The organism is Rhodococcus sp. 5A-K4 (genome assembly GCF_046097995.1).
In the GTDB taxonomy this organism is placed as follows: Bacteria; Actinomycetota; Actinomycetes; order Mycobacteriales; family Mycobacteriaceae; genus Rhodococcus_F; species Rhodococcus_F erythropolis.
This window is the reverse complement of the sequence record NZ_JBJURM010000010.1, coordinates 20,417-43,979: the sequence shown is the minus strand read 5'-3', so window position 1 is coordinate 43,979 and position 23,563 is coordinate 20,417. Positions and strand designations below refer to the sequence as shown.

Annotated in this window: 21 protein-coding genes; all 21 read left to right on the top strand. The window is 63.9% G+C overall.

Annotated features, from left to right (window positions below; genetic code table 11):
- The first annotated feature begins 105 nt into the window (after nt 1-105).
- The 21 genes from ACKAMS_RS15100 (at nt 106) to rimM (ending at nt 23,559) form a co-directional block, all read left to right on the top strand.
- The gene (locus ACKAMS_RS15100; RefSeq protein ID WP_020969323.1) at nt 106-3,510 is read left to right on the top strand and encodes a pyruvate carboxylase; all 3,405 of its coding nucleotides are present in this window, start codon (nt 106-108) and stop codon (nt 3,508-3,510) included.
- Nucleotides 3,507-4,073 (top strand): 16S rRNA (guanine(966)-N(2))-methyltransferase RsmD, encoded by a 567-nt coding sequence (rsmD, locus tag ACKAMS_RS15095; RefSeq protein ID WP_003942746.1) that lies wholly within the window; start codon nt 3,507-3,509, stop codon nt 4,071-4,073. Before ACKAMS_RS15100 ends, rsmD begins: the two co-directional genes overlap by 4 nt.
- Nucleotides 4,070-4,564: a pantetheine-phosphate adenylyltransferase gene (coaD, locus tag ACKAMS_RS15090; protein WP_182261101.1), complete on the top strand. Its 495-nt coding sequence runs from the start codon at nt 4,070-4,072 to the stop codon at nt 4,562-4,564. Before rsmD ends, coaD begins: the two co-directional genes overlap by 4 nt.
- Nucleotides 4,565-4,695: 131 nt before the next feature.
- Entirely contained in the window at nt 4,696-5,457 is a 762-nt protein-coding gene (locus tag ACKAMS_RS15085; RefSeq protein ID WP_003942696.1) for a DivIVA domain-containing protein, read from the top strand.
- Between the two features lie 189 nt (nt 5,458-5,646).
- On the top strand, nt 5,647-6,207 hold the full coding sequence (locus tag ACKAMS_RS15080) for a DUF177 domain-containing protein (RefSeq protein ID WP_007729319.1): 561 nt from the start codon (nt 5,647-5,649) through the stop codon (nt 6,205-6,207).
- A 2-nt stretch (nt 6,208-6,209) separates the two neighbouring features.
- The gene (gene rpmF, locus ACKAMS_RS15075) at nt 6,210-6,392 is read left to right on the top strand and encodes a 50S ribosomal protein L32 (protein ID WP_007729318.1); all 183 of its coding nucleotides are present in this window, start codon (nt 6,210-6,212) and stop codon (nt 6,390-6,392) included.
- 19 nt (nt 6,393-6,411) lie between these two features.
- Complete coding sequence (gene rnc / locus ACKAMS_RS15070; RefSeq protein ID WP_019747952.1) at nt 6,412-7,185, top strand: ribonuclease III; 774 nt, start codon at nt 6,412-6,414, stop codon at nt 7,183-7,185.
- 8 nt (nt 7,186-7,193) lie between these two features.
- Entirely contained in the window at nt 7,194-8,063 is an 870-nt protein-coding gene (gene mutM / locus ACKAMS_RS15065) for a bifunctional DNA-formamidopyrimidine glycosylase/DNA-(apurinic or apyrimidinic site) lyase (protein ID WP_021333062.1), read from the top strand.
- A gap of 41 nt (nt 8,064-8,104) precedes the next feature.
- Nucleotides 8,105-8,557 carry an OsmC family protein gene (locus ACKAMS_RS15060; protein WP_020907278.1) on the top strand — a complete coding sequence of 151 codons (453 nt, stop codon included), beginning with the start codon at nt 8,105-8,107 and terminating at the stop codon, nt 8,555-8,557.
- A complete protein-coding gene (locus ACKAMS_RS15055; protein WP_021333061.1) occupies nt 8,557-9,480 on the top strand; it encodes an SMP-30/gluconolactonase/LRE family protein in 924 nt (307 codons plus the stop codon). Before ACKAMS_RS15060 ends, ACKAMS_RS15055 begins: the two co-directional genes overlap by 1 nt.
- Before the next feature lie 5 nt (nt 9,481-9,485).
- Nucleotides 9,486-9,770 carry an acylphosphatase gene (locus tag ACKAMS_RS15050; RefSeq protein WP_020907281.1) on the top strand — a complete coding sequence of 95 codons (285 nt, stop codon included), beginning with the start codon at nt 9,486-9,488 and terminating at the stop codon, nt 9,768-9,770.
- Between the two features lie 26 nt (nt 9,771-9,796).
- Complete coding sequence (gene smc / locus ACKAMS_RS15045) at nt 9,797-13,384, top strand: chromosome segregation protein SMC (protein ID WP_408989203.1); 3,588 nt, start codon at nt 9,797-9,799, stop codon at nt 13,382-13,384.
- 42 nt (nt 13,385-13,426) lie between these two features.
- On the top strand, nt 13,427-14,875 hold the full coding sequence (gene ftsY / locus ACKAMS_RS15040) for a signal recognition particle-docking protein FtsY (RefSeq protein ID WP_046378390.1): 1,449 nt from the start codon (nt 13,427-13,429) through the stop codon (nt 14,873-14,875).
- Between the two features lie 247 nt (nt 14,876-15,122).
- Nucleotides 15,123-16,382 carry an ammonium transporter gene (locus ACKAMS_RS15035; RefSeq protein WP_042450902.1) on the top strand — a complete coding sequence of 420 codons (1,260 nt, stop codon included), beginning with the start codon at nt 15,123-15,125 and terminating at the stop codon, nt 16,380-16,382.
- Between the two features lie 56 nt (nt 16,383-16,438).
- The gene (locus ACKAMS_RS15030) at nt 16,439-16,777 is read left to right on the top strand and encodes a P-II family nitrogen regulator (RefSeq protein WP_003942772.1); all 339 of its coding nucleotides are present in this window, start codon (nt 16,439-16,441) and stop codon (nt 16,775-16,777) included.
- Entirely contained in the window at nt 16,767-19,274 is a 2,508-nt protein-coding gene (locus ACKAMS_RS15025) for a [protein-PII] uridylyltransferase (RefSeq protein ID WP_069146078.1), read from the top strand. Before ACKAMS_RS15030 ends, ACKAMS_RS15025 begins: the two co-directional genes overlap by 11 nt.
- A 115-nt stretch (nt 19,275-19,389) precedes the next feature.
- Entirely contained in the window at nt 19,390-20,967 is a 1,578-nt protein-coding gene (ffh, locus tag ACKAMS_RS15020) for a signal recognition particle protein (protein ID WP_003942713.1), read from the top strand.
- Nucleotides 20,968-20,970: 3 nt separating this feature from the next.
- Nucleotides 20,971-22,053, top strand: a complete 1,083-nt coding sequence (locus tag ACKAMS_RS15015) for an amidohydrolase family protein (RefSeq protein WP_408989202.1) — start codon at nt 20,971-20,973, stop codon at nt 22,051-22,053.
- A gap of 209 nt (nt 22,054-22,262) precedes the next feature.
- Nucleotides 22,263-22,733, top strand: coding sequence for a 30S ribosomal protein S16 (gene rpsP / locus ACKAMS_RS15010; RefSeq protein WP_003942818.1), 471 nt, complete (start codon nt 22,263-22,265; stop codon nt 22,731-22,733).
- Entirely contained in the window at nt 22,730-22,972 is a 243-nt protein-coding gene (locus tag ACKAMS_RS15005) for an RNA-binding protein (RefSeq protein WP_003939023.1), read from the top strand. The genes rpsP and ACKAMS_RS15005 overlap by 4 nt, the downstream gene beginning before the upstream one ends.
- A 14-nt stretch (nt 22,973-22,986) precedes the next feature.
- Entirely contained in the window at nt 22,987-23,559 is a 573-nt protein-coding gene (rimM, locus tag ACKAMS_RS15000; protein ID WP_408989201.1) for a ribosome maturation factor RimM, read from the top strand.
- The last annotated feature ends 4 nt before the right edge of the window (nt 23,560-23,563 follow it).

Here is a 23,563-nt window from a genome sequence, read left to right as displayed (position 1 = left end):
GCTGAAATCGAATAGCACGAGGACCGCCGGGTTGGTTTCTCGATTCAGTCCGAAATATGAGACTCCGCATGTAGACGCAAGATGAAATCGGGGTAGTTTTCTCGAATGTTCTCCAAAGTGCTCGTCGCGAACCGCGGCGAAATTGCGATCCGTGCCTTCCGCGCCGCCTACGAACTAGGTGCCGGAACCGTCGCGGTGTTCCCGTACGAGGATCGGAACTCGATCCACCGTCTCAAGGCAGACGAGAGCTACCAGATCGGGGAGAAGGGTCACCCCGTTCGGGCGTATCTCTCAGTCGAGGAAATCGTCGCCGCCGCCAAGAGTGCCGGAGCCGACGCCATCTACCCCGGTTACGGCTTCCTTTCCGAGAACCCGGATCTGTCGGCGGCGTGCGCAGAGGCAGGCATCAAGTTCGTCGGCCCGTCCGCCGAGATCCTCGAGTTGACCGGAAACAAGGCTCGGGCCATCGCAGCGGCAAAGGCCGCCGGTCTCCCCGTGCTCGCGTCCTCGGAGCCGTCAGCGGACATCGACGAGTTGCTCGCGGCCGCCGAGGACATGACCTTCCCGATCTTCGTCAAGGCCGTTGCCGGCGGCGGTGGACGCGGAATGCGCCGCGTTGCGGAGCGCTCACAGCTCAAGGAATCGATCGAAGCCGCAGCGCGCGAAGCGGAATCGGCCTTCGGCGATTCGACGGTCTTCCTCGAGCAGGCCGTCATCGACCCCCGGCACATCGAAGTGCAGATCCTCGCCGACGAGCAGGGCAACGTCATCCACCTCTTCGAGCGTGACTGCTCGCTGCAGCGTCGCCACCAGAAGGTGATCGAGCTTGCTCCGGCGCCCAATCTCTCGGAAGAGTTGCGCGCCAAGATCTGTGCCGACGCCGTCGCGTTCGCGAAGGAGATCGGGTACACGTGCGCAGGCACCGTCGAGTTCCTCCTCGACAAGCGCGGCAACCACGTCTTCATCGAGATGAACCCGCGAATTCAGGTGGAGCACACCGTCACCGAAGAAGTGACGGACGTGGACCTGGTCCAGTCGCAGCTCAAGATCGCGTCCGGTTCGACGCTTGAAGAACTTGGTCTGTCACAGGACACGATCAAGCTTCGCGGCGCGGCGCTGCAGTGCCGCATCACGACCGAGGATCCGGCCAACGGATTCCGCCCGGACACGGGCCGCATCACCGCGTACCGCACCCCGGGCGGAGCCGGCATCCGCCTGGACGGCGGCGCGACGCTCGGAGCCGAGGTCGGCGCGTACTTCGACTCGATGCTGGTCAAGCTCACCTGCCGTGGTCGTGACCTCGAAGCCGCTGTCGCGAGGGCTCGCCGCGCGGTCACCGAGTTCCGCATTCGTGGCGTCTCGACCAACATTCCGTTCCTACAGGCGGTTCTCGACGACCCGGACTTCCGGGCCGGACGCGTGACGACCTCCTTCATCGAGGAACGTCCTCAGCTGCTGACTCTGCGTTCTTCGGCAGACCGCGGCACGAAGATCCTGACCTACCTCGCGGATGTGACGGTCAACAAGCCTCACGGTGAGCGGCCCTCGGCGGTGTACCCGCAGGACAAGCTGCCCAAGATCGATCTCTCGACGCCTCCTCCTGCCGGTAGCCGTCAGCGACTGCTCGAACTCGGACCCGAAGGTTTCGCGAAGGCGTTGCGTGAGCAGAAGGCCGTCGGCGTCACCGACACCACCTTCCGTGACGCGCACCAGTCGTTGTTGGCCACGCGAGTTCGGACCAGCGGACTGCTCGGAGTAGCCGGGCACGTTGCGCGGTTGACGCCGGAACTGCTCTCGATCGAAGCCTGGGGCGGCGCGACCTATGATGTGGGACTTCGCTTCCTGCACGAGGATCCGTGGTACCGGCTCGCCGCACTCCGCGAGGCGATCCCGAACATCTGCCTTCAGATGCTTCTTCGCGGCCGAAACACCGTGGGCTACACGCCGTATCCCGAAAAGGTCACGCGCGCATTCGTTCAGGAAGCCACCGACACCGGTATCGACATCTTCCGAATCTTCGACGCGCTCAACAACGTCGACCAGATGCGGCCTGCCATCGACGCGGTGCGTGAGACCGGAACGGCCCTCGCGGAGGTGGCGCTGAGCTACACCGGTGATCTGTCGGATCCGAACGAAACTCTGTACACGCTCGACTACTACCTGAAGTTGGCCGAAGAGATCGTCGATGCCGGCGCTCACGTGCTCGCGATCAAGGACATGGCAGGCCTGCTGCGCGCTCCGGCAGCTACCAAGCTGGTGACGGCGCTACGCAGCAACTTCGATCTGCCGGTTCACGTTCACACGCACGACACTCCCGGTGGACAGCTGGCCACGTACTTCGCAGCGTGGCAGGCGGGCGCCGACGCAGTCGACGGTGCTTCCGCGGCACTGGCCGGAACCACCAGCCAGCCTGCGCTCTCGGCCATCGTCGCCGCTGCCGCGCACTCCGAGTTCGACACCGGACTGAACCTGCAGAACGTGTGCGACCTCGAGCCGTACTGGGAGGCGCTGCGAAAGGTGTACGCGCCGTTCGAATCCGGACTGCCGGCGCCGACGGGTCGCGTGTACACACACGAGATTCCGGGCGGTCAACTCTCCAACCTCCGGACCCAGGCCGTTGCTCTCGGTCTCGGCGACCGGTTCGAAGAGGTCGAAGCCAAGTACGCCGACGCAGACCGCATGCTCGGGCATCTCGTGAAGGTGACGCCGTCGTCGAAGGTCGTCGGCGACCTCGCGCTCCATCTTGTCGGTGCCGGCGTGCCTTCGGAGGAGTTCGCCGCAGATCCGGCGAAGTTCGACATTCCCGACTCCGTGGTGGGCTTCCTGCGCGGTGAACTCGGTACGCCTCCCGGTGGTTGGCCGGAACCGTTCCGCAGCAAGGCACTCGAAGGACGTGGCCAGGCCAAGCCGGAAGCGACGTTGTCCGCTGAGGACGAGGTGCTGCTAGAGGGCTCGTCGAAGGACCGTCAGGCGACGCTGAACCGTCTGCTGTTCCCCGGCCCGACAAAGGAATTCCTCGAACACCGCGAGAAGTACGGTGACACGTCGCGGCTTTCGGCAAACCAGTTCTTCTACGGTTTGCGGCGCGGCGACGAGCACCGGGTCGAGTTGGCTCCCGGCGTGGAACTGATCATCGGTCTCGAGGCGATCTCCGAGCCCGACGAGCGCGGCTACCGCACTGTCATGTGCATCCTGAACGGCCAGCTTCGCCCGGTCTCGATCCGCGATCGCTCCATTGCCAGTGACGTACCGGTGGCGGAGAAGGCCGACAAGAACAACCCGGGCCACGTGGCTGCACCGTTCGCGGGCGTCGTGACGCTCGCGGTCAAGGAAGGCCAGAAGATCGAGGCCGGCGACACCGTGGCCACGATCGAAGCGATGAAGATGGAAGCGGCGATCACCTCGCCGCGCGCCGGCGTCGTCTCGCGGATCGCGATCAGCGCCGTCCAACAGGTCGAGGGCGGAGACCTGCTGGTAGTCGTCTCGACGGGGGAGAGCGCCGCAGAGTGACACGCATCATCTCGGGACTCGCGGGCGGTCGACGCCTGCGAGTCCCGCCGAGCGGCACCCGTCCGACGTCGGATCGGGTTCGTGAGGCGCTGTTCAGTGCTCTCGAAGCGCGCATCGATCTCGAAGGGTGCGCGGTTCTCGACCTCTTTGCGGGTTCGGGTGCTCTCGGCCTCGAGGCGCTCTCGCGGGGAGCCGAGCACGTTGTTCTCGTGGAATCCGATGCCAAGGCTGCTGCCGTCATCAAGGCGAACATCGGCACTGTCGCGTTGCCGGGGGCGACGGTTCGCGCCGCTCCGGTTGCGGCCGTGGTCTCGGGTCCGAGCGCGCGTGAATACGACATCGTGATCGCGGACCCGCCGTATGCGGTAACCGACGAGGCCGTCGTGTCCATGCTCGCTGATCTGCAGGCCAACAAATGGGTGGGGGAGGGCACGATCGTCGTACTCGAACGTTCGTCGCGCTCGCCGGAGACCGTGTGGCCTCAGGGCTACGAGCCGATCAAGGCCAAGAACTACGGTGAAGCCCGCATCGAGCTGGCCACCTGCTACGGTCTGGACTCATGACTGGCGCCGTCTGCCCCGGATCCTTCGACCCTGTGACCAACGGTCACCTCGACGTAATCGGAAGAGTTGCTGCGCAATTCGACGAGGTCGTGGTCACCGTGCTGATCAACAAGAGCAAGCGTGGCATGTTCACGATCGACGAGCGGATCGAGATGCTCGAAGACGCGACGAGCCACCTGCCCAACGTTCGCGTCACGTCGTGGCACGGATTGTTGGTCGACTACGCGAAACAAGAAGGACTCAGCGCGATCGTCAAGGGTCTGCGCGGCGCGAACGACTTTGATTACGAGCTGCAGATGGCCCAGATGAATCAGAAGCTCACGGGCGTCGACACGCTCTTCGTTGCCACGAACCCGACCTACAGCTACCTGTCGAGTTCTCTGGTGAAGGAAGTTGCGACCTTCGGCGGCGACGTCTCCGACATGCTCCCGGCCAAGGTGCATTCTCGGCTACTCGCGCGTATCGCCGAACGAGCATCCGAAAACAGCTGATCCCCGACACACCGACCACGACGACACCCCGTTGGCCGTTCTTCCGGCAAACTTGGACAGGAACGGGCACAGGTCCGAGTGGACCGGTGACGATGTGGGCCGATTTCGGCCGGTAGAGATTGGGGTTGCTTGTGTACCGCGTATTCGAGGCACTGGACGAACTGGTCGCAATTGTCGAAGAGGCGCGCGGTGTTCCCATGACCGCAGGGTGTGTTGTGCCTCGCGGTGACGTACTCGAGCTACTCGACGACGTCCGGGACGCAATTCCGAGCGAGCTGGACGACGCTCAGGACGTCCTCGATCATCGCGACAAATTGGTCGGTGACGCGCGAGCAAACGCCGAGAAGACGGTCAGCAGCGCCAATGCCGAGGCAACCTCGACTGTCGAGAACGCACGCGACGACGCCGACCGGATTCTGTCCGATGCCAAGGCTCAGGCCGATCGCATGGTTGCCGAAGCACGCGCACACGCCGATCAGTTGGTCGAGGACGCAGAAGCAGAAGCGGAACGGACCGTCACCGACGGCCGTCGTGAGTACGAGGCCGTCACCGGACGGGCGCGTGCCGAGGCCGATCGGATGATCGAGTCCGGCCAGGCCTCGTACGAACATTCGGTGGCGGAGGGAACGGCGGAGCAGGCTCGTCTGGTGTCGCAGACCGAGGTTGTCCAGTCAGCTCACGCGGAATCCGCGCGAGTGATCGACGCCGCTCATGCCGAGTCCGACAGGATGCGTTCGGAGTGTGACCTGTACGTGGACACCAAGTTGGCCGAGTTCGAAGAGTTCCTCACCGGAACGGTTCGATCGGTCGGGCGTGGTCGTCAACAGCTTCGAACGGGTTCGGGAGTCCCCGACTACCAGGACGACGATCGTCGTTCGGAGCGTCGTCGCTAGAGCGAACGAGACAGTCGAGGGTGGGTCGTCCGATATGGGGCGGCCCACTTTTTCGTGGACGGAATTGGGATTTGCGTTGTAGCTGCCGTATTGTGGAGTGGTTGCCCATACCAGTTTCAACAGTTAGGTGAGTTCTCTTTGTCAACGCATCGTCGTAGTTCGTCGCATCAGTCAAGTGATGCGGGATTTTTGCTGGACACGGTCAAGCTCGGTCGTCGTCCAGGGTCGATGCGTACCGTCGAGAGAACCATTCAGTCCCCGAACCGTATCGGTCTCGATCTGATCGCGATCGAAGCGGGCGCGGACATAGATCTCGATCTTCGTCTCGAAGCAGTGTCCGAAGGCGTTCTCGTCACCGGAAACGTGCACGCACCCACCAAGGGTGAATGCTCGCGGTGCCTTGAACCTTTCACCGACACCGTGGACATCTATCTCACGGAGTTGTTCGCTTACCCGGACAGCACCACCGAGGAGACGACGGAAGAGGGAGAGGTCTACGCGGTCGAAGACGACGAAATCGACCTCGAACCGGTCATCGTCGATGCAGTCGGTCTGGCGCTTCCGCTCCAGCCTCTGTGCAGTGACGATTGCCTGGGATTGTGCTCAGAATGTGGCATTCGCCTGGCGATTGCGGAATCTGGGCATGGGCATGACATACTTGATCCTCGCTGGGCTGGTCTCGCGGCCAAATTTGGCGTGGAATCAAACACCAGCGAAAATCTTGTGATCACCGAAGCCGAGGAGAAGTAGAAGTGGCTGTCCCCAAGCGCAAAATGTCGCGATCCAACACGCGGTCGCGTCGTAGCCAGTGGAAGACCACTGTGCCCACCCTCGTTACCTGCCCCAACCGTGGCTGTGGCGAGCAGACCCTTCCCCACATCGCATGCCCGTCATGCGGTACTTACAAGGGCCGCCAGGTAACCGCTGCTGTCTAGTTCTCCCCGGAGAAAGACTATGACGAGCGAAAATACAGTTTCAGCCGCCGGCGGCGAGGGCAATCACGACAAGCTCCTCGCCGCTGTCGGCGTAGATATAGAGCCCGGTCTTCTGACCCTGGCTCTCACGCACCGCTCGTACGCGTACGAGAACGGCGGTCTGCCCACGAACGAGCGCCTCGAATTTCTCGGGGATTCCGTTCTCGGCGTCACGGTGACCGAAAATCTTTATCTGTCCCACCCGGACAAATCCGAAGGTGATCTGGCGAAGATTCGTGCCAGCGTGGTCAACATGCATGCACTCGCCGAGGTTGCCAGGACTCTGGGTGAAGGTGGACTCGGAGCTCACCTGCTGCTGGGTAAGGGCGAGGAAATGACGGGCGGCCGTGACAAGCCGTCCATCCTCGCCGACGGTATGGAGTCGATTCTCGGCGCCATACACCTGCAGCACGGCATCGATACTGCGAGACGTGTTGTTCTCGATCTGTTCGACGATCTACTCACTCGCGCACCGCTTCTCGGCGCGGGTCTGGATTGGAAGACGAGTCTGCAGGAACTGACCGCAGAACACGGTGCCGGAGTTCCCGTCTACGAGATCACCGCTACCGGACCCGATCACGACAAGGAATTCACGGCCACAGTTCTCATCAGTGGCAAGCCCTTGGGCGTCGGTGTCGGTCGTTCCAAGAAGGAAGCCGAGCAGAAGGCAGCAAGTTCGGCATGGAAGACGATGTCGGAGAATGCCGCTGCTAGCGCAGTCGCTGCTGACAACCCGTCTGATCTCGCCGGCTGAGTTCACTCTTGCCTGAGCTTCCCGAAGTCGAAGTCGTTCGCCGCGGCCTACAGTCTCATGCTGTAGGTGCGGCGATCGAGGCCGTCGAGGTCCTCCATCCCCGCGCGATCAGGCGCCACATTCTCGGTTCCGAGGACTTGATCGGCCAACTCACCGGGCAGACCATCGCTTCGGCAGAGCGTCGCGGCAAGTATCTGTGGCTGGTTCTCGAGCCTGCCGGTGTCGGACTGGTGGTTCATCTCGGGATGAGCGGACAGATGTTGGTCCAACCCCCGACAGTCGACTGGGAAAAGCACCTACGCATTCGGTTGGCCCTCGATTCCGGGGCTGATCTTCGATTCGTCGACCAGCGGACCTTCGGTGGCTGGTCGATTTCACCCCTCGTCGAAGTCGACGGAACGATGCTGCCCGAGTCGGTGGCGCACATCGCTCGCGATCCCATGGATGCTGCGTTCGATCTCGAATCCGTCGTGAAAGTCCTGCGGGGCAAGCACACCGAGATCAAGCGGGCGATTCTCGACCAGACAGTGGTCTCCGGAATCGGAAACATCTACGCCGACGAATCATTGTGGCGTGCAAAGATTCACGGCAACCGAATCGCCGAATCGCTCACCAGGCCCAAACTTCGAGAACTGTTGACCGCGGCGCGCTCGGTGATGGGCGAGGCGCTCGATCAGGGCGGTACGTCCTTCGACGCGCTGTACGTGAACGTCAACGGGGAATCGGGCTACTTCGACCGGTCGCTGTCGGCGTACGGGCAGGAGAATCTTCCGTGCCCGCGATGCGGCGCGCCGATCAAGCGTGAGAAGTTCATGAATCGATCGTCGTTCAGTTGCCCGCGGTGTCAGCCGACCCCGAGGGCACGGCGAATCGCCTAGGTCTCCGCCCCTTCGGTTCGGCGGAGTGGCAAGATTGCGTCATGGCTGAACAGACTCCAGACAACACTGCAACCGCCCCAGCTCACACGGAGCTTTGGGTGGAACGCACAGGAACCCGCCTCTACACCGGCAAGAGTTCGCGCGGCGCAGAGGTTCTCATCGGCTCCGAATCGGTGCCAGGAGTCTTCACGCCCGGCGAACTCCTCAAAATTGCACTGGCTGCATGCACCGGGATGAGCTCAGACTTCCCGATCTCTCGCCGCCTCGGTGACAACTACGACGCGACGGTTCGAGTGTCCGGTGCCGCCGATCGTGAAAACGAGGTCTACCCGCAGCTCGACGAGGTTCTCGAACTCGACCTCAGTGAGTTGGATGCCGAAGCGCAGCAGCGCCTCATCACTCTCGTCGAGCGTTCCGTCGACAAGGTGTGCACGGTCGGGCGCACTCTCAAGGCCGGAACCAAGGTCACGCTGTCGTTCGACACGGAAGCCTGATGTCCCGCGCCGGCAGTGTTGTCGCTGCGATCGCACTGGGTTCCGTTGTGGCGGTGAGTGCTCCGGCACAGGCATCGGTCCCGGCCGACGGCTCGGACGGTGGTTGCGGCAAATGGACGTCGAGCGTCGTGACGACTGGTGCCGGAATGCTCGAGAATCTCGAATTCGACGGCAGCGGATCGATGGCGTTGTCGCAGTCGGCTCTGATCGGGCCGGGTGCACTGCTGAAAGTGGCGCCGGACGGAACACGGACAACTTTGGTCGGTGACGTCACCGGACCTGGCGGGCTGGTCGCGCGTGACGGTTCCGTGTACTTCACCACGGGCAACTCGACTGTCTCGGGTCTGTTCGGAATCGCCGACGGCAGCCTTCGTAAGGTCGACGTCGCAGACGGATCGGTGACAACGATTGCCGACGGTCTGGTGATGCCGAACGGGCTTGTGCCACTGGACGGTAACCGTTTCCTCACAGCTCGCACCCTGACCCGGCCGGGGCTCACGGTCATCGACAGTGACGGAACCAGTTCGATCGTTCGTGAGGATCTCGGCACCGTCGACGGCCTCGCACGCTCCGGTTCGACGATCTACGTAACGACCACTTTCGACATGGTGACCGCCGTCCACGTCCTCGACGCACACGATCTGGGCGGGCCGGTGCGAACGATCACGCTCCCCGGGTTCGGTCCGGCAAACATGGCGGACGATCTGACCGTCGGACCGGACGGCGCGTTGTACGTCGCATTCAATGCCGGCGGCAAAGTTGTTCGCGTCGATCCGGATTCAGGATCTTCGTGTGAGATCGCCTCGGGTCTGCCGTTCACATCCGCGGTGAAGTTCGGTGCCGGCCCGGGCTGGGACCCCAACTCGCTCTACACCACCGGTTTCCTCGGCGACGTCCACCGTCTCGAACGTGTGGCGGGCTGAACGTCATGACTGAGACACCGCCTGTGCGGTTGACGGCGTGGGTTCACGGATATGTTCAGGGCGTCGGGTTCCGGTGGTGGACCAGGGCCCGCGCCCTCGAACTCGGGTTGATCGGATATGCGTCGAATCAGCGTGACGGTCGAGTGCTCGTCGTGGCGGAAGGCGAACGCACGCAGCTCGAGAAATTGTTGGAGTTGCTTCGCTCGGGAACAACACCGGGCACGGTGGATCTCGTGGTCGACAGCTGGGACCCCGCCAGGGGCGACCTGACAGGGTTCGTCGAACGCTGACCGGTTTGGCGGTAAAGTTTCCCCCCATGCACCTCAAGAGTCTGACACTCAAGGGATTCAAATCCTTTGCGTCGGCAACGACTCTTCGGTTCGAGCCGGGGATCACCTGTGTCGTCGGGCCGAACGGCTCGGGTAAATCCAACGTCGTCGATGCGTTGACCTGGGTGATGGGCGAGCAGGGCGCCAAGGCTCTGCGCGGCGGCAAGATGGAAGACGTCATCTTTGCCGGCACCTCCGGCCGCGCGCCGCTGGGCCGCGCCGAGGTGACCTTGACCATCGACAACGCCGACGGCGCGCTCCCGATCGAGTACTCCGAGGTGTCGATCACGCGCCGGATGTTCCGCGACGGCGCGGGGGAGTACGAGATCAACGGCTCGTCCTGCCGTCTGATGGACGTCCAGGAACTGCTCAGCGACTCCGGTATCGGCCGCGAAATGCATGTCATCGTCGGGCAGGGACGGCTCGCCGCGATCCTCGAATCCCGGCCCGAGGATCGACGCGCCTTCATCGAAGAAGCCGCGGGAGTCCTCAAACATCGCCGCCGCAAGGAAAAAGCGGTACGCAAGCTCGATTCCATGCAGGCCAATCTCGCTCGACTCAGTGACCTCACCGCGGAACTGCGTCGGCAACTCAAACCGCTGGGACGCCAGGCCGAGGTTGCTCGGCGAGCACAGACGGTCCAGGCTGACCTGCGTGATGCCAAGATGCGGCTGGCCGCTGACGACCTGGTGACCCGTCGAACCCAACTGAACGACCAGGCGCAGGACGAGAAAGCGGCCCGCGAACAGCACAACGAGGTGGCGTCCGCGCTCGACGAGGCCAACCTCGAACTCGGGCGCCAGGAGCAAGCTCTCGCTCGTCTGACTCCGGGATCGGAAGCGGCAGCGCAGAGTTGGTTCCAGCTCTCCGCGCTTGCCGAACGAGTCAACGCCACCGTGCGCATCGCCCGCGAGCGTGCACGACATCTCGACTCCGAACCCGTCGGCAACCGCGGCCAGGACCCGGACGAGATGGAAGCGCGCGCCGAACGTCTTGCGGCCGAGGAGGCCGAACTCCTCGAAGGCGTCGAAATCGCGCGAGCGGCGTCGGAAGCTGCTCGGGACCAGCTGGCAGCCACCGAAGATGCTGCAGCAGAAGCGGAACGGGCGCACATGGCGGAAGTTCGTGCCGTCGCCGACCGCCGTGAAGGTCTTGCTCGACTCTCCGGTCAGGTCGACACTCTGCGTACCCGCGTCGAATCCGTCGACGCGGAAGTTTCGCGACTGACCGAGGCCATCGACGAGGCTCGTCTGCGTGGTGATGCCGCACAAGCCGAGTTCGACACGGTGCAGGAAAGCATCGGGGACCTCGACGCCGGTGAAGTAGGCCTCGACACCAATCATGAACGCGCCGTCGAAGCTCTCGAGATGATCGACGCACGTGTCGAAGAACTTCGTGAGGAAGAAAAGACGAGCGGGCAACGCATAGCTTCGCTCCGTGCACGCGTCGAGGCACTGTCGATGGGCTTGCAGCGCAAGGACGGTGGCGGCTGGCTGCTCGAACATCGGCGCGACGACGGCATCACCTCGCTGGTCGGATTGATTCACGTCGAACCCGGCTACGAAGCTGCGATCGCTGCCGCGATGGGGCCGGCGGCGGACGCCGTCGTGGCGCAGTCGCTGGACTCTGCTCGCTCCGCTGTTGCAGTGCTGGCCGATCAGGACGGTGGGCGTGCGTCGCTGATCGTGAGCGGTGAACCGGTGATCAAACGCGAGGCCGAGATCGCACCGGGCGGTCGTCCTGCCGTCGACGTCATCGACTGCCCTGACGAGTTGCGTGCGGGGTTGACCGCAATACTCGATGGCGTTGTCCTGGTCGAGACTCTCGAGGACGCGGTTCGAGTTGTTGCTGACCGCAAGGGAATTCGTGCAGTGACGCGTTCCGGCGATCTGCACGGTTCGGGGTGGATGATCGGTGGCTCGGATCGGCAACCCAGCACGCTGGAGGTACAGGCGGCGATCGACGCGTCAGCAGCGGAACTGGCGGCAACGGAGAGCCGATCCGAGGAACTCGACGCGGCGCTGTCCGGCGCTCTGGCCGAACAGGCCGCTCGACGCGAGACCGCGGAGCAGACTTTGGCCGCGCTCAACGAGTCGGACGCCGCCATGTCCGCCATTTACGAGCAGTTGGGCAGATTGGGGCAAGCAGCACGAGTCGCCCACGCAGAATCCGAGCGGTTGACCGCCCAGCGAGTGCGTGCCGAGGAGGGCCGCGGTGAGTCGCTGACAAAGCTGGCGGACCTGGAAGAACGTCTGCGTGTGGCCGAAACCGACGGCAGTGCACCGGGACACGGTGCGGAATCGACCGCTGCCGATCGCGAAATGGCCGCAGCAGCGCTGGCCGAAGTGCGCATAGTCGAAATGGATGCTCGCCTTGCCGTGCGCACCGCCGAAGAACGTGCGGAATCCGTACGCGGAAAGGCTGATTCGCTTCGCCGCGCCGCTGCTGCCGAACGAGAGGCACGAATTCGCGCCGAGCGGGCTCTGCGCGCCAGAGCGCACGCTGCGGAGGTTGCAGCTGCCGTCGCCGAGTCGGGGCAGCGCGTGGCGGCCGAACTCGAGGCCGTCGTCGCTGCAGCTCTTGCTCATCGCGACGAGTTGGCTCGGGCCCGCTCCGAGTGCACGGCCAAGCTGGATCAGGTCCGCGAGATCGTCCGGGCACTGACCGGACAGCTCGCTTCACTCACCGACGCCGTCCATCGCGACGAGGTTGCGAAGGCTCAGGCAGCGCTGCGTATCGAACAACTCGAGGAGTCGATCCTCGATCAGTACGGTATCGGCCTCGATGATCTGATCGCCGAGTACGGACCCGACGTCGAACTGCCGCCGACCACTCTCGAAATCGAGGAGTACGAGCAGGCCAAGGAGCGTGGGGAGCAGGTAACCGCCCCCGCTCCGCTTCCGTACGATCGTGCGACTCAGGAACGGCGCGCCAAGCGGGCGGAGAAAGACCTCGCCACCCTCGGCAAGGTCAATCCGCTGGCGCTCGAGGAATTCGCAGCTCTCGAGGAGCGGTACACCTTCCTCTCCACTCAGCTCGAAGACGTCAAGACCGCACGCAAGGACCTTCTTGCTGTGGTCGCAGACGTGGACGCACGAATTCTGCAGGTGTTCACCGAGGCCTATGCCGACGTCGAGCGGGAGTTCGTGGGCGTGTTCGAGAAATTGTTCCCCGGGGGAGAAGGACGACTGGTTCTCACCGACCCGTCGGACATGCTGACCACAGGCATCGAGGTCGAAGCGCGTCCGCCCGGTAAGAAGGTCAAGCGGTTGTCGTTGCTGTCAGGCGGCGAGAAGTCCTTGACCGCGGTGGCCATGCTGGTCGCGATCTTCCGGGCTCGTCCCTCCCCGTTCTACGTGATGGACGAGGTCGAGGCGGCGTTGGACGACACCAACCTGCGGCGGCTGATCGGACTGTTCGAACAATTGCGGGAGAAGTCGCAGTTGATCGTGATCACTCACCAGAAACCGACGATGGAAATCGCCGACGCGTTGTACGGAGTCAGCATGCGCGGCGACGGCATCACCACCGTGATTTCGCAGCGACTTCGCGGTCAAGACATGGCCTCGACGTAAGCCCTGCTCACTTTCCGGGTCGGAGCCTGAAACAATGGGCCGGTGACTACCCAGGCTTGGATCATCATCGCGGCTGTAGCGGCCGTACTACTCGTCGTTCTCGTTGCCGGATTCCTGCGCTACCGCAAGGGGCAGGTGTCGCTGAAGGCGCCCGAGACGAAGCCGGAGCTCGGCACCCCCGAGAAGGACAAGTCAGGCGGCTACAAGGCCGGCGGCGGGTTCAACTTCAGTCAAGGCTCGACGGCAACGGCGCCACCTCCGGTGGTTCCGACTCCGCCGGTCGCGGAGAAGCCGCCTGTCGTCGAAAAACCGGTCGTCGAAGAACCTGTTGCTGAGAAGCCGGCCGTCGTCGAGGAGCCGGTTGTCGAAGAACCCGCTGTTGTCGAGGAACCGGTTGTCGAAGAGCCGGTAATCGAAAAGCCGGTCGTAGAAGAACCACCAGTAGCAGAACCTGTTGTCGAAGAACCTGTCGTTCCCGAACCTGTTGTCGTTCCCGAACCTGCAGTCGTACCCGAGCCCGTCGTAGTTCCTGAACCCGTCGAGCCTGCACCGCTCGTGTTGGACGAGATCGACCCGACCGAAGGCCGGCTGGACCGACTGCGCGGGCGCCTCTCCCGCTCGCAGTCAGCAGTCGGCAAGAGCTTGCTCGGCCTACTCGGTGGCGGCGATCTCGACGAGGACTCGTGGGAAGAAGTCGAGGACACCCTTCTCATCGCAGACCTCGGCTCCGCGACCACGGAAAAGGTCGTCACGAAGCTTCGTGAGCAGATGGCGGCCCGCAGCGTCCGGACCGAGGCTGCCGCCCGCGCGCTCCTGCGTGAGGTGTTGATCGCCGAGTTGCGTCCCGAACTGGACCGCTCCATCCGCGCGTTGCCGCACGATGATCACCCGGCTGTTCTGCTCGTCGTCGGCGTCAACGGAACCGGCAAGACCACCACCACCGGCAAGCTGGCTCGCGTGCTCGTCGCCGACGGTCGTCGCGTCGTGCTCGGCGCCGCGGATACGTTCCGCGCGGCCGCTGCTGATCAGCTCCAGACGTGGGCCGAGCGTGTCGGCGCTGAAGTTGTTCGTGGCAAGGAGGGTGGCGATCCCGCTGCGATTGCCTTCGACGCGGTCTCACGGGGCATCGCGGACGGCGTCGACGTGGTCCTCATCGACACCGCCGGCCGTTTGCACACCAAGACCGGTCTGATGGACGAGCTCGGCAAGGTCAAGCGGGTCATCGAGAAGAAGGCGTCGGTCGACGACGTTCTGCTGGTTCTCGATGCGACGGTCGGCCAGAACGGACTGGCGCAGGCTCGAGTGTTCGCGGAGGTCGTGGACATCACCGGCGTCGTACTGACCAAGCTGGACGGAACCGCCAAGGGCGGAATCGTCTTCCAGGTTCAGCATGAACTGGGTGTGCCGGTGAAGTTGGTCGGTCTCGGTGAAGGTGCCGACGACCTGGCGCCCTTCGAGCCGGGTGCATTCGTCGACGCCCTCCTGGGCTGACGCCCCCGTGCGCCTTTTTGGTAGCGCGAACTACCGAAAAGGCGCACAGGGTCGGTAGAACCCCCTGGCGAAACCTGTTTGCAACAAAGTTGGGCAATTGGTTCACGTCTGCGAAACGCGACAGCGCCATGGACGAAACACCAGCCCAGCACTCTTCTCCTTAACGACGTGCTGCCCGGCACGTGCGACTAGGAGGTAGTAAGTGAGTACCGACGATTTGTTGGCGAACTCCGGTAACGCCGCATGGATGCTGATGGCTGCATCTCTGGTCTTGCTGATGACACCCGGCCTCGCTTTCTTCTACGGCGGGATGTCTCGGTCCAAGTCCGTCCTGAACATGATGATGATGTCCTTCGGGGCCATGGCCGTCATCGGCGTCATCTACGTTCTGTGGGGATGGTCGATGTCCTACGGCACCGAGAACATCGGGGGCATTTTTGCCAACCCGTTCGAGTTCTTCGGCCTCAAGAACAGCATCACCGATGCTGACGGCAACTTCATCGCCGGCGCGTGGGGCTACCCCAACGTCATCGACATCGCGTTCCAGGTGACATTCGCGATCATCACCACCGCCCTTATCAGTGGTGCCCTGGCCGAGCGGGTCAAGTTCGGCACCTGGCTGCTGTTCTCGGGTATCTGGGTCACCGTCGTCTACTTCCCCCTCGCACACATGGTGTGGGGCGGCGGACTCCTCTCGGGCTCCGAGGACGGCATCGCGGCAAAGCTCTTCGGCACCACGGTCAACGACGACGGAGTCACCGTCGCCAACGTCGCTCCGATCGACTTCGCCGGTGGCACAGTCGTTCACATCAACGCGGGTATGGCCGGTCTGGTCCTCGCTCTCATCGTCGGCAAGCGTCTCGGCTTCGGCAAGACCGCCTTCCGTCCGCACAACCTGCCCTTCGTGATGCTCGGCGCAGCACTTCTCTGGTTCGGTTGGTTCGGCTTCAACGCCGGCTCGGCATTCGCCGCCGACGGTAACGCCGGTCTCGCTTGGGTCAACACGACCACCGCGACGTGTGCCGCAGTCCTGGCCTGGCTCGCCACCGAGCGTATTCGTGACGGTCACGCCACCAGCCTCGGCGCAGCTTCCGGTGCGGTCGCCGGTCTGGTCGCCATCACCCCTGCTGCCGGTGCGCTCAACCCGGTCGGTTCCATCTTCCTCGGCGCCGTAGCCGGCATCCTGTCCGCTCTCGCAGTCGGCCTGAAGTTCCGCTTCGGCTTCGACGACTCGCTCGACGTCGTCGGTGTGCACCTTGTCTCCGGCCTGTGGGGCACGATCGGTATTGGATTCTTCGGCACCGCAACCGGCCTCTTCTACGGCGGCGACTACAAGCAACTGGTGGTTCAGATCGTGATCGCACTCGCAGCACTCGTCTTCACCGGCGTTCTGACGACGATCATCGGCTTCGCACTCAAGCCCCTGGGCTGGCGAATCTCGGCCGAGGACGAGGCACGCGGCATCGATGAGACCGAACACGCAGAGACCGCATACGACCTCGCGTGATCAGCACGTGATTAAAGTGAATTCAGGCACTTCAGAGTTTGGAAAGGGATGAGCACATGAAGCTGATCACAGCAATCGTCAAGCCGTTCACGCTCGAGGACGTCAAGACCGGACTCGAGCAGGCCGGAGTGCTGGGTATGACAGTCAGCGAAGTTCAGGGCTACGGCCGACAGAAGGGCCACACCGAGGTGTACCGAGGCGCGGAGTACTCCGTGGACTTCGTACCCAAGGTCCGGGTCGAGGTCGTCGTCGACGACGCGGCCGTGGACAAGGTGGTCGAGGTGATCGTCGAGGCCGCTCGAACCGGCAAGATCGGTGACGGCAAGGTGTGGGTCTCGCCAGTCGAGTCGGTCATCCGGGTTCGCACCGGGGAACGCGGTGGCGATGCACTCTGACCCGAAAGGGTCCGAGAACTTCGGCCCTGGTTCCGTCGCGAAAGCGACGGGGCCAGGGCCGGTCTCGTCAGGGGGATCCGACGAAGCTGCGGACCTGGCCCGCGCACGCAAGGCCCTACTCACCGGAGGCGTCAAGAACAGGAGGCTCGACGCCCCCTCACTGCGACATGCACTGGTCGATCTGCACGAGTTCTGGTTGACCACCAAGGGGACCGAACTGGGCATCAAACCGGATTGTGGGTTTGCCATCGTCGCCGTGGGTGGTCTTGGCCGACGCGAACTGTTGCCGTATTCCGATCTCGATCTGATTCTGCTGCACGACGACATGGACCCAGCGGTCGTGGCCCAGGTTGCGGACAGCCTGTGGTACCCGCTGTGGGACGCGCACATCAAACTCGACCACAGCGTGCGGACGCTTCCACAGGCGCTTCAGGTTGCGGCCACCGACATGACGGCGGCACTCGGAATGCTCGAAGCACGCCACATTGCCGGCGACGTGGAGCTGAGCAACCTGTTGATCAGTGGTGTCCGTCGACAGTGGCGCATGGACATCCGCAGCCGATTCGACGAATTGATCACCCAGACCCGTACGAGGTGGGAGCGCAGCGGCGAGATAGCCCATCGCGCCGAACCGGACCTCAAGAGCGGCCGTGGCGGGCTGCGCGACGTGCAACTGCTCAACGCCCTGTCCATCGCGCAATTGACCGACGGGATGCCAGGGCTGGGACCCAACTCGCCCGGCGGCGGTCTGGCACTCGCGCACAGGCGGTTGCTCGACGTGCGCACCGAACTTCACCGCGTTGCCGGTCGCGCCCGCGATCAACTGCGAGCGCAGGACGCCGACGAAATCGGTGCGGCGCTGCGGATCGGTGATCGATTCGATCTGGCCCGCCTTCTCAGCGAATCGGCGCGCACCATCAGCTATTCGGTGGACGTCGGTATCCGTACCGCCGGAAACTCCTTGCCCCGGCGTGGTTTGTCGCGGCTGCGTCGCGCGCCGGTGCGGCGACCACTGGACGAGGGCGTCGTCGAGCATGCCGGCGAAGTTGTCCTGGCGCGCGATGCGAGGCCGAAGAAGGATCCCGGTCTGGTGATGCGGGTCGCGGCAGCGGCGGCCACCAACGGCATGCCGATCTCCGCGTCGACGCTCAATCGCCTGGCCGACAATGCCCCGGAACTGCGTGAGCCGTGGCCGAAAAATGCGGTCAACGATCTCTTGGTCGTGCTCGGTTCGGGATCGCGTGCCGTTCCGGTGATCGAGGCGATGGACCGGACCGGGCTCTGGGGTCGCCTCCTGCCGGAGTGGGGGACCATTCGCGATCTTCCGCCGCGCGACGCCGTCCATACGTGGACGGTGGATCGCCACCTGGTCGAAACCGCCGCGTATGCAAGCGGATTCACCACTCGCGTCGCTCGGCCGGACTTGCTCATGCTCGGTGCGTTGATCCACGACATCGGGAAGGGGCGAGGGGGAGACCACAGCGTCGTCGGTGCCGAATTGGCCACTGCGATCGGAAATCGCTTGGGGCTCTGGCCTTCCGACGTCGCGACGTTGACGGCGATGGTGCGCTATCACTTGCTGCTGCCGGAAACCGCGACCCGTCGCGACCTCGACGATCCGGCAACGGTGCAGCGAGTGGTCGACGCACTCGAAGGGGACGGGACGCTTCTCGATCTCCTGCATTCGTTGGCGGAGGCGGATTCGCTGGCCACCGGGCCTGGCGTCTGGGGCGACTGGAAGTCGTCTCTGATCGGTGAGCTCGTGCGTCGTTGCCGTTTGCTGATGGCGGGGGAGGAACTCCCACAACCCGATCCACTCGCTCCCGAGCAGTTGGCCATTGCCGAGGATGGCGGGGTTCACGTCTCGCTCGTTCCGGCCGAGAATCCGCACACCTACGTCGTGACCGTCATCGCGCCCGACGCGCCCGGGTTGCTGTCTCGGGCTGCCGGAGTTCTGGCGCTGCAGTCGTTGCGGGTGCATTCCGCTTCGCTGGGGTCGCATGCGGGTTCGGCGGTCAATTCGTTTGTCGTCACACCGAGGTTCGGCACACCGCCGCAGGCGGTGCTGCTCAGGCAGGAATTGATCCGCGCTTCGGCCGGTGAACTGAATCTGCTCGAACTTCTCGACGCCAAGGACGAGGAGGCACGGGCAGAGCAGTGGGACGACCCGATCCAGACAAACAAGGATTCGGCGGTTCCGGTGCTCTATTCGCAGGCGCCGCCGCGGGTCATCTGGTTCGACGCGCCCGGTGACGGTCACGCGATCCTCGAATTGCGTACCGAAGACCGCGTCGGCCTGCTTTGCCGACTGGCCGCAGCACTCGAACACAGTGGTGCCGACATCCGGTGGGCGAAGGTCGCCACGTTGGGTTCCTCGGTGGTCGACGCGTTCTGCCTCGACTTCGGTGAGGCCGATACCCGCGCGGCGCGAGAGCGCGTCGAGGAGGCGGTGCTGGCGGTGGTTCCGGTGCCACAACCGAAGAAGAAAGAGGATTGACGGACCGGTTTCGGCAGTTACGCCCGCATCGGCTGGGATCGGTGCGGGCGTAGCGGCTAGGCTGGTGCCCGAGAATATCCACGGCTAACTCGCACGACCTTCAGGAGCGCACTCGGTGTTCGAATCCCTTTCCGACAGATTGACCGGATCTCTCAAGGATCTGCGTGGCAAGGGTCGTCTGTCCGGCGCCGACATCGACGCTACGGCCCGCGAGATCCGCCTTGCCCTGCTCGAGGCCGACGTCGCGCTTCCCGTAGTGCGCAGCTTCATCGCCAAGATCAAGGAACGCGCCAAGGGCGCCGAGGTCTCGGGTGCACTGAACCCGGCTCAGCAGGTCGTCAAGATCGTCAACGAAGAGCTGGTCGAGGTTCTCGGCGGCGAAACTCGTCGACTCCAGTTCGCCAAGACTCCGCCGACGGTCATCATGTTGGCCGGTCTGCAGGGTTCCGGTAAGACCACGCTGGCCGGAAAGTTGGCCAAGTGGCTCAAGGACCAGGGGCACACGCCCCTCCTCGTTGCCTGCGACCTTCAGCGTCCCGGCGCCGTCACTCAGCTTCAGATCGTCGGTGAGCGTGCGGGCGCGGCAGTCTTCGCGCCGCACCCCGGTACCTCCATCGGCGGTGGCGAGAACGCCCTCGGCGTTTCCGCAGCCGACCCCGTCGAGGTCGCCCGCGCCGGCGTCGAGGAAGCCCGCAACAAGCACTACGACGTCGTGATCGTCGACACCGCCGGTCGCCTCGGTATCGACTCGGAGCTGATGGCTCAGGCCGCCGGTATCCGTGACGCCGTCAACCCGGACGAGACCATCTTCGTCCTCGACGCCATGATCGGTCAGGACGCGGTCAGTACCGCCGACGCGTTCCGTGAGGGAGTCGGCATCACCGGTGTCGTCCTCACCAAGCTCGACGGCGACGCCCGCGGTGGCGCCGCACTGAGCGTCCGCGAGGTCACCGGCCAGCCGATCCTCTTCGCGTCCACCGGCGAGAAGCTCGAAGACTTCGACGTCTTCCACCCCGATCGCATGGCCAGCCGGATCCTCGGTATGGGCGACGTCCTGAGCCTCATCGAGCAGGCCGAGCAGGTTTTCGACGCCGATCAGGCCGAAGCGACCGCAGCGAAGATCGGTTCCGGTCAGCTCACCCTCGAAGACTTCCTCGATCAGATGATGGCCGTCCGCAAGATGGGCCCGATCGGCAACCTCCTCGGCATGCTGCCGGGTGCCGGCGGCATGAAGGACGCGTTGGCCAACGTCGACGAGAAGCAACTCGATCGCATTCAAGCCATCATCCGCGGTATGACACCGGCCGAGCGCGACGATCCGAAGATCATCAACGCCTCACGCAGACTGCGCATCGCGAACGGTTCGGGCGTCAAGGTTTCCGACGTCAACCAGTTGGTGGATCGCTTCTTCGAAGCCCGCAAGATGATGGCTGCCATGGCCGGCCGTATGGGCATGCCCGGCGCGCGTAAGCAGGTTCGCAGCAAGAAGGGCAAGAAGGGCAAGAAGGGCGGCAAGGGCCCGACGCAGCCCAAGATGCGCGGAGGATTCCCCGGCATGGGCGGATTCCCGGGTATGCCCGGCGGAATGCCGGCCGGTATGCCCGACCTGTCGAACATGCCCAAGGGTCTCGATCAGTTGCCGCCCGGACTGGAAGGCATCGATCTTTCCCAGCTCAAGCTGCCCAAGAAGTAGTCGGTGGCTGCGCTTCATCTGCGGGGCATCGGTCTGCCCGATGCCGAGCCGATCGAATTGTGGATCGTCGACGGGCTGATTTCCTTCGAGCCGGTGTCCGGTGCGGAGACGATCGTCGAATCGGGTTGGATCACACCGGGTCTCGTGGATGCGCATTGTCACGTCGGTATCCGCTACGGCGGTGGCGGGGGCGAAACCGTCGACGGCTTGCTGGAGCAGGCGAAGACCGAACGTGACGCGGGCGTGCTGTTGCTCCGCGACGCCGGATCACCGGTCGACACCAGGTTCATCGACGAGCGCCTCGATTTGCCGCGAATCATTCGCGCAGGTCAGCACATCGCGGCACCCAAGCGGTACATCCCGGGCTTGCCGGTCGACCTGGACGACGAATCTCAGTTGCCGGCCGAGGTAGTGCGTCAGGCACGCGCTGGTGACGGCTGGGTCAAGCTCGTCGGCGACTGGATCGATCGTTCCGTCGGCGATCTGGCTCCCTTGTGGAGCGACGAGATCCTGGTCGAGGCCATCGCTGCCGCCCACGCCGAAGGCGCAAAGGTCACCGCTCACGTTTTTGCCGAAGACGCTTTGCCCGGCCTGATCAACGCCGGTATCGACTGCATCGAGCACGGCACCGGATTGACGGACGCGACCATCGAGTCGATGGTCGAGCACGGCACGGCCCTGGTTCCGACGCTGATCAACATCGCTACTTTCCCCGAGATCGCGGACTCCGCCACGCGGTATCCGATCTACGCGGCGCACATGCGCGATTTGCACGCTCGTCGGCACCAGACAATCGGTGCCGCGCACGAGGCCGGGATTCCGATCTATGCCGGAACGGATGCCGGCGGTTCGATCAGGCACGGGCGGATCGCCGACGAGATCGCCGAACTCGAAGTTGCCGGATTGACAGCTCACCAGGCGTTGGGCGCAGCCAGCTGGGATGCGCGGAGTTGGTTGGGTGCCCAGGGCATCGAAGAGGGAGCGCCCGCCGACCTGGTGGTTTATTCCGAAGATCCGCGCGGAAACCCCGATGTGCTCGCGAAGCCGGCGCGTGTGATCCTCCGCGGCACCCCCGTGAGTGGTTAGGGAGTCCCTGCACTCTCGAAGCGCGCACAGGGTGGTTTCCGAACGAGCCCACCCATCTGGCACAATGGACCATTGTTCGTCGCAACCGGTTACGTACCGCTGCGACGGTCACAGGATAGAGGCAAAACCGGGCTCACAAATCGTGTGGGTCGCTGAATTGCACGTGACATGCGCAGCACTGTTGTGCGCGCTGAAGGAGAACTGCAGCTGTGGCTGTCAAAATCAAGCTCACCCGCCTCGGCAAGATCCGCAACGCTCAGTACCGCGTTGTCATCGCCGACTCGCGCACCCGTCGTGACGGCCGTGCGATCGAGACCATCGGCAAGTACCACCCCAAGGAAGAGCCCTCGCTGATCGACATCGATTCCGAGCGCGCTCAGTACTGGCTGTCCGTGGGCGCACAGCCCACCGAGCCCGTCGAGGCACTCCTCAAGATCACCGGTGACTGGCAGAAGTTCAAGGGCCTGCCGGGCACCGAAGGCACCCTGCGCGTCAAGGAAGCCAAGCCCACCAAGCTCGAGCTCTTCCAGGCTGCACTCGCGCAGGCCGAGAACGAGCCGGTTGCAGAAGCAATCACCCCCAAGAAGAAGAAGGCTGCAAAGGCTGACGAGGCCAAGGCAGAAGACACCGCGGCTGACGCCGAGGCTCCCGCTGCAGACGCCGAGGCTGCTGACAAGTGAGTGCCGTCGTCGCTGATGCGGTAGAGCATCTCGTGCGTGGCATCGTCGCCAATCCCGACGATGTGCGTGTCGAGCTGATCACCGGACGTCGGGGACGGACCGTCGAGGTGCACGTGCACCCCGACGATCTCGGCAAGGTCATCGGTCGGGGTGGTCGCACGGCGACCGCTCTGCGGACCTTGGTCTCCGGCATCGGTGGCCGCGGTATCCGTGTTGATGTCGTCGACACCGATCAGTAGACGGCAGTAAACAGGTGGAACTCGTAGTCGGTCGTGTCGCGAAGTCGCATGGCATCAAAGGTGAATTGGTAGTCGAGGTTCGTACAGACGAGCCCGAAGATCGTTTTGCCGTAGGTTCTGTGCTGCGTGGGCGCAAGCCGCGCGAGTCCACACTGAAGTCGTACACAGTGGAAGCCGCCCGGGATCATTCCGGGCGGCTTCTGCTGCGCCTCGAAGGCGTCAGTGACCGTGGCGACGCAGATGCGTTGCGCGGCACACTGTTTGTCATCGACAGTTCCGAACTCGAGCCTTCGGATGATCCGGACGAGTTCTACGACCACGAACTCGAAGGACTGAAGGTCGTCCTCACGGACGGTACCGAGGTTGGTTCGGTCATCGAGGTATTGCATTCCGCCGCAGGCGAATTGCTTTCGATTCGCCGTACCGGTGAGGCGTCCGGTGAATTGCTGATCCCGTTTGTCGCCGCCATCGTCACCTCGGTGTCGATTGCCGACGGCGTCGTGGTGATCGAGCCTCCCGAGGGACTGCTCGACCCGGATTTCGGCGACAAGTCGAACAGCGACAATTCGAACCCAGACAACGACTGATCGT